The sequence below is a fragment of the Citrobacter sp. TBCS-14 genome, from assembly GCF_005280805.1.
In the GTDB taxonomy this organism is placed as follows: Bacteria; Pseudomonadota; Gammaproteobacteria; order Enterobacterales; family Enterobacteriaceae; genus Citrobacter; species Citrobacter gillenii.
Genome location: NZ_SZWM01001085.1, coordinates 263 through 565, shown reverse-complemented (window position 1 = coordinate 565; position 303 = coordinate 263). Strand labels below are relative to the sequence as shown.

The 303-nt window shown below is 53.1% G+C and carries 1 protein-coding gene; it reads right to left on the bottom strand.

Features of this window, described 5'->3' with window-relative positions; translation table 11 throughout:
* Positions 1-303, bottom strand: a 303-nt coding sequence (locus FDX22_RS24100) for an MltA domain-containing protein (protein WP_186805458.1), incomplete at both ends; no start/stop codon positions are given.

Sequence of the window (303 nt, the reverse complement as noted above, 5' to 3'; positions counted from 1 at the left end):
CTTCCGCCAGTAACGTTGTGCCCGCAGGAATGATACTGCGGTCAGAAGCCACGGATGCGCGGCCAATCAACGGTACCGCGCTGGCCCCTTTCACCGGAGCAAAAGATTGTGGTTTAAAGAAGACAAACGATGGGTTCTGCTCCAGCAGCTCACGCACTTCGGCTTCGCTGTGCGTTTCACCCCAATGACGAATAGCCTGCATCGACATATCTTCTTTTTTCACTTCGCCACGGTCGATAAGCACTTTACCGATACTGCGATAGGCGTGGCCGTTTTTCCCGGAATAGCTAAAGAAGTTGAGCG